Raw genomic sequence first — 9,265 nt, forward strand, 5'->3', positions numbered from 1 at the left:
CCGATCATTCCTAATCATACACTGAATTCAGCTTGGCAAGATAGCGCGCGTTCAAATCGCGCGGAAAAAAGTGTTTTCGTTTGATCCAAACCAATCCCTCCCCCCGCGTGACGATTGCCACGTCGACTGGCCCACCGACCGTCTCCGAAGGCTTAGTGACCTTCTCTTTCAACGACTGAAGGTTGATTAAAGTTTCCGCGAGTTCCGCCATCTCATCGACAGGAAGAACCCCAAGGATATTACGCAGTGGGGCGGCATGATCACGCCTGGCCTGTTGTAGGACCGCCTCCCCAATCGAGTCGGTAGTTTTCACAATCAGGTCTTCAATATTCGAAATTCGATTTAAATCCCCCCCACTTTCTTGGGTCACTGTCTGTGCGAATTGGTTGAGACCATCCGCAACCGCACCAACGAGCGACCCATAAATGTCCTTACTGAGGCCAAGAGTGAACGTATCGCTCATCGCTGTCTGGGCAAATGCAGAGATCCACGCTGGCGTAGAGTGATCTATCGACATATGGGACTGCTCACGCGCGGCGAACTTACCAGCAACAATTCCGCACGACTGAAATTCGATCATTGTTGGAAATGGGTCCTTTTCGCCAAATCCCGCGAATACCAACCCCGTGCACCCAAGAAAATGATGAGGATTTTTGAGTAGCTCGTTGATTCCGTTTTCAGCAATCGCCTCCAGGCAATCAACGTAATCCAAATCCAAACTACCAAGCCAGCTGCGCACCCTTTGAGCGACCTCGTCCTTCGAACTCGCGAGGAGATCGTTGGCAGCGTCCTGGTCGATCCGAGGGATTAGGGGAAGCTTGGCAAGATTCTCCGCGCGTTCATTGACCGCAGTTCTCACAACTGCGGCTTTTTCTGCGTCATCTGGTAACCCTTCAAGGTCGAGTCCAAACAGCAATCGAAAGCCAGCTGAAGATGCCTGGTCAATGATATGCTCTCGTTGAACAGCCACAGGGAATAGCCACAGCGAGGTATCAATAAAATTAAAGAACTCTTCTGCGTACTCCTGGATGTGGTTGAAGGATCTTTCACCGAGAACGGATCTAAACTCCTTTACGACCACCTCCCACGGTACACTCAAGATGTCGGCCGAATCATAAATCATCAAGCCTACAGGTTGGTAGTTAGAGAGCTGAAAAATCTTGTTTGCACCTTTGAAATAGCGCTCTTCCTTTCCATTTTCTGTCCAGCGTGTGACGGTGGTTGCACTATCGGCGGCAAGTACGACAGCCAGCCGGTTCATGAGACAAACTTCGGATGTCATCTCTTCTCCCCCCAACAAAAAGAGATGGCATCTCAAATAACGTGACACAGCCGTTAAACCGGCGGTGGCAAATTACTTCCTCGATAAAGACGCCCCCACCTCCTTCTTCGGCCGCCCCGTCTTCCGCGGCCTGTAGTGCGCCTGCATGATCAGCGGAGCAGCTGGCGGTTTAGCCATTACCGACCCTATCTGGGAAGTCGGAGCGCATAGCGAGCTCCTCGATCTTGCCGATGTCCCAGACCTCTCCGTTTTGCAGAACCAGTCGCGCCGCCCGCCTCCGTCTCGATTGCGGGGCCCACTGTCTCATTACGAGAGCAACTGCCTCCCAAATTGGGTAGCTTCCAACCGTTTCGACCCACATCGACCGACCGTCATTGAATTCGTCGACCTGTGGTTGCGACGTCTGAAGTGTGACGATCTGATCCCAGTCCATATTCGGCGCCTCCCAATTCAAGGGAGGATATTCACACCAGCGGTCGTGACGAGGCCGTTAAACCTGCAAAGTCACGACTGGCCTTCCTCACGCCGCCAGAGACTTACGCAGCGCCTCATTAATCCTGGACTGCCAGCCCGGTCCCTCAGCCTTGAATCGGTCGATGATATCCTGGTCGAGACGCAGCGAAACAAGCGCCTTCGTCGGCGCCTTCTGCGGCCCGCGCTGCCCGCGCCGACGCTTGGCCAAAGCCTCCACGACCGCCGGCGGTAACACTTCAGTCGCGATCTTGGCTCTAGCGAAGTCCTCTTCCGTCCAATTGGGGTTGTCCGAAACCTCATCCCAATCATTCTGGGTGAAGACGGAGTTGGGAACATAACCTGATTGCTTTTTACCGGTCATAGAGTTCTCTCTCCTTTGCGCTTGCGGGACGGAGGCTGATGATCGAGAGAGCCTCGGTACCCAATGGCGAAACGATCATTGCCGCCAACAGGACGCCATTCATTTCGCCGATCAACCGGTAGCGATCACGACCGGTCGAGCTCGGTGTCGTGGGAAGAGCCAGCGCTGTTTCAAAATCGAAGCCTTCTTCGACATTGGCGAAGTCCAACCCGTGCTTGACGAGGTTGGCGGCGCGTTTTGGTTCGTCCCAGGTGATCATCATATCTTTTTGTAGATACAGACATTGTCGAAGTCAATTTAATTGTAGATACAAAACAAAGAAAATTCCCCGCAATATCACCCTCCCATGGGGCGTTGATACGCCGTTTCCGGCCCGCTTTTGGGGTGGTGACAATCGACGCGAATATCGGCATTAAAACATCACTGTCGCACGAGTTGCGGTTGACGCACTCCCCCGAGCCGCAAGGCTCCCAGAGAGCCGAGAGGCTTTCAGCGACAGCCTTTGCAGGTTGGAGAAGTAGTATCTCGCTTGGCTCATAACCAAGAGGTCGGCCGTGCAAATCGGTCACCTGCAACCAGTTTCGCCCGAACCGGCACCGAAATAACCCAGAGAGGGGCGTCTGGTACGGCTCGCAAGGCCCCCAGCACTCTTTGAGGACGCCGCCACTGGCGACGTAGAGCCATAGGCCGCGCCCCGCAACGAATAAGATCCTCGGCCGCACATTGCGCGGCTGGAGTGCAGATGGTCCGGGCGACCGGGATCCTTATCTGTGACTGACGGGGCGGATGCCTCTATCTGCCGCACGGGCTAAGGTGACTTTGTCTTCTTCAACGCTGTGAGCCGGGCAACGAGGGAAGTGTATTGGTAAACTGCCTTTAACAGTTCTTTGGCAAGCTCAATGGCAAGTTCCGATTCTTCCTTCCCGATCTTGTCATAATCCTTCGCTTCGATGTGGGCCGCGTCATTACCCAAGATGCGAAGCTCATCCGCCGCCGCCAGCAATTCAGTCGGGATCACCGCAACTGAGTTTAGAGACCCGATTTTCGTTTTGAGATTGCCGCCCGATAGCCCTTTATCATCGCATAACTCCTCGAGCGTGCGGCGCACCAAAAGAGCCGATGCGCGATAACACTCCGCCGCGTGACATTTGATGGCTTCTTCTAAACTCGACAGAATGTTTTTAGGCAAATTACTCGCGTCGAAATCCATCACTTCGGGTGGGAACGAGATCCTTTCCGATCCAGGTCCTTCCACGAAGAACAGTAAAGCTCTGCAATCTGTATTCGGGCACATGCGCATACCCGCCCGAAATGCCGCGACCCTATTGCCAGTACCATTTGGATTTATCCAACCTAGGTCGGCAATCTGGGGAATTTGACTAAAAGAACCGATCTGTCGGCAGGCGGGGCATCGGAAATTCTTGGCGCCGTAGTTATACGGGCTGGTTGATCCCCTGAGAAAGTAATTCATATCTTTCTGTAGCCTCAAATTGAATACCACTGCCTGTGATACTCGCCTTTTGCTGCGGTCGGCAATGGGTAGAGTATATATTAGCCCCCAGAGTCTCTTTTACAGGTAACATCGAAGGACTTTCAGGTGACGCTCTTTGCGACCATTGTGGATGTTGACATCCATGCTTAAAGCGGATGGTTCCAAAATAGCCAGACGATATCAAGCCCAGCCTGTATAAATGCCACTCCCCGCCGGCCCAGCCGCGCGGGGCTTCTTTTTGGAGAATCCGCCATGCCGACCGAGCAGGAAAAGCGCCAGGTCGTCGCCAACTGGTTGATCGAAGAGAACATCGCTGACCCGGCCGTCGCCAATCTGTTGGCGCCGGCGGTGACCGAGCTATTCAGTCCCGAACCAAAGCGGATCAGCATCGAGCATTGGGAACTGATCGCCGGGAAGGCGAAGGCCGCAGACAAACCCGAGTGAATTCATGACCGACTTTCCCCCAAAGAAAAAGCATGGCGGCAGCCGAGCGGGCAGCGGTCGGCCGAAGGGGCGCCTCAACACCCTCACGGAGGCTGAGAAGCGAAAGGCTTTGGCGCGCGGTCTGTCGCCGCTGGAGGTGATGACCGACCTGATGAACCACAGCTATCGGCGCTGGAAAGCCGAGAGCCGCAAGAAGACGCCGGACGAGGATGCCCTGATGGCGAAGCAGAAGGCCACCTTAGAGGCTGCCGAGAAGCTGGCGCCGTACCTCCATCCGAAACTGGCGGCCGTGCAGCACACCGGGAAGGGCGGCGGCCCGATTCAGACCGTGGATTTGACGAAGCTCTCAGATGCGGAACTCGCGGCCCTCGAACCAGTCGTCGCTGCGCTTGCCGCAGCCGGCGCTGCTGCTGGAGCAGATCCGGAGGGAGAAGGCTCGTAGGCAGCGGGAGCGCGAGCAACAGGAGCTTGAGCAAAACGCCGAACTGATCCGACAGCGCTGCAAGACATTCTCTGGTTTCGTTAAAGAAGCGTGGCCGGTCCTGGAGCCAAAGGCGCCATTGAAATGGTCCTGGCACATGGCCTGCATGTGTGACCATCTCGAAGCCATCACGTTCGGCCGCCTGTCGCCGTGGATCATTTTCAATGTGCCGCCGGGCTCGTCGAAATCGATGGTCATCTCGGTGCTATGGCAGGCCTGGGAGTGGTCGATCGGTTTTCGGTCGAACCGATTTCTGACAACTTCGTTCGAACTGGAGAACGTCAAGCGCGACACCCGTAAGACGCGCGACCTGATCATGAGCGACTGGTATCAATCGCTCTGGCCCGAAGTTAAAATGAAGCGGTCGGCGGAGCTGTCGTTCGCAAATACCGATACCGGAACGCGCGAGGGTGTCCCTTTCGCATCGATCACCGGCAAGCGCGGCGATCGGGTTGTCATCGACGACCCGCATTCTTTGAAGGGCGCAGAGAGCGAGCAGCAGCGCGGCGAATCAGTGCGCCTGTTCCTCGAAGGTGGCCTCAATCGCCTCAACGATCAGCAGACTTCGGCCATCGTCGTCGTCATGCAGCGACTGCACGAGAACGATCTGACAGGCGCATTGATCGCTCGCCAACTCGGTTTCATCCACGTCATGATCCCGATGGAGTTCGAAGCGGAACGGCGGTGCATCACTCCCCTGCCCTGGCAAGATCCGCGGTCTTTCGACGGCGAGTTGATGGATCCGGTGCGCATGCCGCAGGCATCCGTCGATGTGCTCAAGAGCATCAGCTTTTCATGGGCCGGCCAATACCAGCAGCGCCCGACAGCTCGTGAAGGCGGCCTGTTCAAACGCGTCTGGTTCGCAGACAAGATCATTGATGCGGCGCCTGCATTCACCCGCTGGGTTCGTCACTGGGACCTTGCAGCAACGAAGGGTGGCAACGGCGCCAGAACGGCCGGCGTCAAATTGGGGCGAACCCCTGACGGTCGGTTTGTTGTCGGCCATGTCGCCAAAGACAGACTGGACGGAGCCGGCGTCCGACTCCTGATCAAGGCAACAGCCGAGGTCGATGGTCGCGGGGTGACGATTTCCCTCCCGCAGGATCCTGGCCAGGCCGGCAAGGTTCAGGCGGCGGACATGATTGCTCAGCTGGCTGGCTATCGAGCGTCGGCGGAGCCGGAAACAGGCGACAAGGCAACGCGTGCCGAACCGTTTGCGGCCCAGTGCGCCGCCGGCAACGTATTCATCGTTCGCGGCGAGTGGAATGAAGGCTACATCGACGAGCTCTGTCTCTTCCCAGGCGGCGCAATCAAAGACCAGGTCGACGCATCTTCCGGCGCGTTCGGAAAGCTGCTGTCGATGGCGCCGACGATGACAATCAGCGACGAGGCATTGGTGCAGACCGCCATGCCCACATAGTGGAGACTGGAAGGCGATATGTTCAAATTCTGGCGCAGAAAGAAGGCTGAAGCCACGCAGCCGGCCGCGCCAGAAGTCCAGGCCTCCGCTTCCGCCCAGATGAGGATCAGCGATGCAGCGGTAGCGGTCTCTCGCGCAACCGAGCCCAAGGTCAAGCCATTCACGATCGCTGTCCACCCGCCTATGCCGGGCAAGAGTGCTGGCAGCGCGATCGCCATGGACAGCGCCATGTCGGCGATCACCGGCTGGGCGGCGAGCGTCTATGCGGCTGCCGGATACCAGGGCTCAGCCTTCATGGGCTATCCCGTGCTGGCCGAGCTGGCGCAGCGCCCCGAATATCGCATGATGTCGGAGACGATCGCCTCCGAGATGACGAGGCGCTGGATCCGCTTCACGGCCAAGGACGGCGACGACAAAGCCGAACGGATCGCCGAGCTCGAGGCCGAGTTCAAGCGGCTCAATGTCCGCGCCAAGTTCCAGAAGGTCGCCGAGCACGACGGCTATTTCGGCAGGGCTCACCTCTATGTCGACCTCGGTACCGGCCGGAACCCGGACGAGCAGCAAAAGGATATCGGCACCGGCTGGGATGAGGCCAGCAAGGCCAAGATCAGCAAAGGCAAGATCAAGGCCCTCAAGGTCATCGAGCCGGTCTGGGTTTATCCGACCGGCTACAATGCTACGGACCCGCTGGAAGACGGCTGGTACGACCCACAGTCCTGGAACGTGATGGGCAAGTCGCTCCACAAGAGCCGGCTGATCACCTTCGTCGGTCGTGAGGTGTCCGATCTTCTGAAACCGGCATACAGCTTCGGGGGCGTCTCGCTATCCCAGCTCGCCTATCCCTATGTCGAAAACTGGTTGAAAACGCGCCAGGGCGTCAACGACATCATCACCTCCTTCACGCAGTTCGTGCTGAAGACACAGATGGATGCGGTGTTGAGCGGCCAGCCTGCCGACAACATGATCAAGCGGGCTCAGCTCTTCAACAATACCCGCTCCAATCGCAGCCTTCTCATGATCGACAAGACGGCGGAGGAGTTCGAAGCCGTATCAGCACCGCTCGGCGGGCTCGAAGGTCTCCAGGCCCAGGCCCAGGAGCATCTCGCATCTGTCAGCCATATCCCGGTGGTGAAGCTGTTCGGCATCCAGCCGGCTGGCCTCAACGCCGATTCCGATGGGATCATGCGAGCCTTCTACGACTGGGTTCTTTCGTTCCAGGAGAAGTTCTACCGGGAGAACCTCCACGCCGTCATGGGCATGATCATGCTCAACATCTGGGGCGAGACCGACGACGGGATCGATTTCGAATTCGAGCCGCTTTGGTCGCTCGACGAGAAGGCCCAGGCTGAGGTCGAGAAGCTCAAGGCGGAAACGGATCAGCTCCTGGTCGATACGGGTGTTTTGTCGCCTGCAGAGAGTAGGGAGCGCGTCGCCCGTGATCCCCAGTCCGACTATGCCTCGATCGACGTCAACGACCTTCCCGACCTCCTGGAGGAGGAAGAAGAAGGCTTGGCACCGCACGGCGGCAAAATGATTGAAGGGCTTGGCGAAAAGGACGGAAGCGGCGATAAAGATCTCGACGCTCTGTTCGACAAGGCCAAGGCCGCTTGATCACCATCAACCTACTCGAAATGCTCGCCGCGGCGGACCCCGCTCTTGAGGACGATGCCGAGCGCATCGCCTTCAACGATATCCCGGGCCCGCCAATCCCAGGCCTGAAACCTCCGGAGACCGACCTTGCCTCAGAGCAATCGACGTCGCCGGACGCCGCAGGAGCGCGCCGAAAAGGTACTGAGGCCGGTTCACCCAAACGCGGGGATTGAGGCCGAGTATCAGCGCCGGCTCAATCGCCTGATTGGCGAGATGCATCGCAGCGTCTTGTATTGGCTCTCGTCGGCTTATCGGGCCAACCAGCCCAGGATCGCCGCCGACGAGACACCAGCCGATGCTCTGCGGCGCGCGATGCGAGAGATGGCGTCGCGCTGGCTCAAACGCTTCGACGAGGCCTCTTCAAAGCTCGCGGAATGGTTCGGCCAATCCGTGCAGAACCAATCGAGCGCCGCCCTGAAGAAGATCTTGAAGGACGGCGGGATCTCGGTTGAGTTCAAGATGACCCCGGCCATGCGGGACGTTCTGGACGCAACGGTCAATCAGAATGTCTCGCTGATCAAGTCGATCCCGCAGCAGTACCTTGGCCAGGTCGAAGGCTCCGTTATGCGCTCGGTCCAGACCGGGCGCGATCTCGCAACGCTATCCAAAGAGCTTGAGGCCCGCTTCGGCGTCACGAAACGCCGGGCGGCCTTCATTGCAAGGTCGCAGAACAATCTTGCAACCACCGCCATGAGCCGTGCTCGGCAATTGGAACTAGGCCTAGATGAAGCCGTTTGGGTCCACAGTGGTGGAGGAAAAACGCAGCGCCGCTCGCATGTAAAAGCCAGCCAAGCACGCACTCGGTTCTCAGTTGCGGAAGGGTGGCTCGATCCAGACGTGGGAGAGCATATTTGGCCTGGGCAGTTGCCGAATTGCCGTTGCGTCAGCCGGGCAGTTGTGAAAGGATTCTCATAGGCTTAGTCCGAGCCGTCGGGGTGCTGGTAACACCGCGACGGCTCTAACCATAGCGATCAGATGAGGATCGGAATGGCTTCTGGCATCGAAGCACGTGGCGGTGATGATGTCACCGCTTACAAGGACAAGTATGCTCGTTATCGAGCGAAAAACCGAGAAAAGCGGCGGCAGGCTTCCGCCGAGTGGTGGGCAAAACACGGTGCCGAATACCGGGAAAAGAACCGACCACGGCTTCGTAAAATTGCAGCGAAGCATCGGGACGAAAACCGAGACACGGTACGGGCTAGAGTGCGAGCTTTCCAGCTTGAGCACCCTGATCGACAGAGGGACTCGGAGCGGAAATACCGAGAAAAGCACCCAAATCGCCGGAAGAAATCGTCAGCCGATTATCGTGCCAAGCCCGACACACTGATCAAGGAACGCTTGACGAGGAAGGCATGGACTCTTCGAAACCTTGATCGTCTGGCGGCTAACTCAGCACTACGGCGAGCAACGAAGCTGCGCGCCACGCCCTCGTGGGCTGACCTAAGCGCAATCAAGGCCCTATATTCCAATGCCCGCAGGATCACGGCGGAGACCGGCATTCCGCACCACGTCGACCACATCTACCCGCTGAAATGCGATTGGTGCTGTGGTCTTCATGTGGAGAACAATCTGCAGATCCTTGAGGGGAAGAAAAACCTCTCGAAGGGAAATCGACCACCTCTGCTCTAGATCTCAAATGCAATATCGAGATTTCAGCCGCC

At 57.6% G+C, this 9,265-nt stretch carries 10 protein-coding genes and 1 tRNA gene; 7 read left to right on the top strand and 4 right to left on the bottom strand.

The window, feature by feature from the left end:
* Positions 1 to 10: 10 nt before the first annotated feature.
* From AB4037_RS23310 to AB4037_RS23320, 3 genes are all read right to left on the bottom strand, one after another.
* The gene (locus tag AB4037_RS23310; RefSeq protein WP_441773120.1) at positions 11 to 1,282 is read right to left on the bottom strand and encodes a hypothetical protein; all 1,272 of its coding nucleotides are present in this window, start codon (positions 1,280 to 1,282) and stop codon (positions 11 to 13) included.
* 520 nt (positions 1,283 to 1,802) lie between these two features.
* Positions 1,803 to 2,117 (bottom strand): BrnA antitoxin family protein, encoded by a 315-nt coding sequence (locus AB4037_RS23315; RefSeq protein ID WP_441773121.1) that lies wholly within the window; start codon positions 2,115 to 2,117, stop codon positions 1,803 to 1,805.
* Positions 2,107 to 2,379: a BrnT family toxin gene (locus AB4037_RS23320; protein WP_441773122.1), complete on the bottom strand. Its 273-nt coding sequence runs from the start codon at positions 2,377 to 2,379 to the stop codon at positions 2,107 to 2,109. Before AB4037_RS23320 ends, AB4037_RS23315 begins: the two co-directional genes overlap by 11 nt.
* Positions 2,380 to 2,620: 241 nt before the next feature.
* On the opposite strand from AB4037_RS23320, the gene AB4037_RS23325 reads away from it, so the two are divergent.
* Positions 2,621 to 2,695 (top strand) — tRNA-Met (locus tag AB4037_RS23325).
* Between the two features lie 230 nt (positions 2,696 to 2,925).
* Here AB4037_RS23325 and AB4037_RS23330 read toward each other — a convergent pair.
* Positions 2,926 to 3,588, bottom strand: coding sequence for a DUF4145 domain-containing protein (locus AB4037_RS23330; RefSeq protein ID WP_441773123.1), 663 nt, complete (start codon positions 3,586 to 3,588; stop codon positions 2,926 to 2,928).
* A gap of 273 nt (positions 3,589 to 3,861) precedes the next feature.
* Here AB4037_RS23330 and AB4037_RS23335 point away from each other — a divergent pair, with 273 nt between their 5' ends.
* The 6 genes from AB4037_RS23335 to AB4037_RS23360 all read left to right on the top strand — a co-directional run bounded on the left by AB4037_RS23335 (position 3,862) and on the right by AB4037_RS23360 (position 9,233).
* Positions 3,862 to 4,053 carry a hypothetical protein gene (locus tag AB4037_RS23335; protein ID WP_441773124.1) on the top strand — a complete coding sequence of 64 codons (192 nt, stop codon included), beginning with the start codon at positions 3,862 to 3,864 and terminating at the stop codon, positions 4,051 to 4,053.
* Positions 4,054 to 4,057: 4 nt separating this feature from the next.
* Entirely contained in the window at positions 4,058 to 4,495 is a 438-nt protein-coding gene (locus AB4037_RS23340) for a hypothetical protein (protein WP_441773125.1), read from the top strand.
* Positions 4,404 to 5,954 (top strand): phage terminase large subunit, encoded by a 1,551-nt coding sequence (gene terL, locus AB4037_RS23345; RefSeq protein WP_441773126.1) that lies wholly within the window; start codon positions 4,404 to 4,406, stop codon positions 5,952 to 5,954. The genes AB4037_RS23340 and terL overlap by 92 nt, the downstream gene beginning before the upstream one ends.
* Before the next feature lie 18 nt (positions 5,955 to 5,972).
* On the top strand, positions 5,973 to 7,565 hold the full coding sequence (locus AB4037_RS23350; RefSeq protein WP_441773127.1) for a DUF1073 domain-containing protein: 1,593 nt from the start codon (positions 5,973 to 5,975) through the stop codon (positions 7,563 to 7,565).
* Positions 7,566 to 7,691: 126 nt separating this feature from the next.
* The gene (locus tag AB4037_RS23355) at positions 7,692 to 8,519 is read left to right on the top strand and encodes a phage head morphogenesis protein (protein WP_441773128.1); all 828 of its coding nucleotides are present in this window, start codon (positions 7,692 to 7,694) and stop codon (positions 8,517 to 8,519) included.
* 72 nt (positions 8,520 to 8,591) lie between these two features.
* Positions 8,592 to 9,233, top strand: a complete 642-nt coding sequence (locus tag AB4037_RS23360; RefSeq protein ID WP_441773129.1) for a hypothetical protein — start codon at positions 8,592 to 8,594, stop codon at positions 9,231 to 9,233.
* Positions 9,234 to 9,265: the final 32 nt, after the last annotated feature.

It is taken from the genome of Labrys sp. KB_33_2, from assembly GCF_052114505.1.
Classification (GTDB): Bacteria; Pseudomonadota; Alphaproteobacteria; order Rhizobiales; family Labraceae; genus Labrys.

Bases quoted from the DNA above. Each gene is read 5' to 3' on its own strand.
- AB4037_RS23310 (WP_441773120.1), bottom strand. From the start codon at position 1,282: ATGACATCCGAAGTTTGTCTCATGAACCGGCTGGCTGTCGTACTTGCC.
- AB4037_RS23315 (WP_441773121.1), bottom strand. From the start codon at position 2,117: ATGACCGGTAAAAAGCAATCAGGTTATGTTCCCAACTCCGTCTTCACC.
- AB4037_RS23320 (WP_441773122.1), bottom strand. From the start codon at position 2,379: ATGATGATCACCTGGGACGAACCAAAACGCGCCGCCAACCTCGTCAAG.
- AB4037_RS23330 (WP_441773123.1), bottom strand. From the start codon at position 3,588: ATGAATTACTTTCTCAGGGGATCAACCAGCCCGTATAACTACGGCGCC.
- AB4037_RS23335 (WP_441773124.1), top strand. From the start codon at position 3,862: ATGCCGACCGAGCAGGAAAAGCGCCAGGTCGTCGCCAACTGGTTGATC.
- AB4037_RS23340 (WP_441773125.1), top strand. From the start codon at position 4,058: ATGACCGACTTTCCCCCAAAGAAAAAGCATGGCGGCAGCCGAGCGGGC.
- terL (WP_441773126.1), top strand. From the start codon at position 4,404: ATGCGGAACTCGCGGCCCTCGAACCAGTCGTCGCTGCGCTTGCCGCAG.
- AB4037_RS23350 (WP_441773127.1), top strand. From the start codon at position 5,973: ATGTTCAAATTCTGGCGCAGAAAGAAGGCTGAAGCCACGCAGCCGGCC.
- AB4037_RS23360 (WP_441773129.1), top strand. From the start codon at position 8,592: ATGGCTTCTGGCATCGAAGCACGTGGCGGTGATGATGTCACCGCTTAC.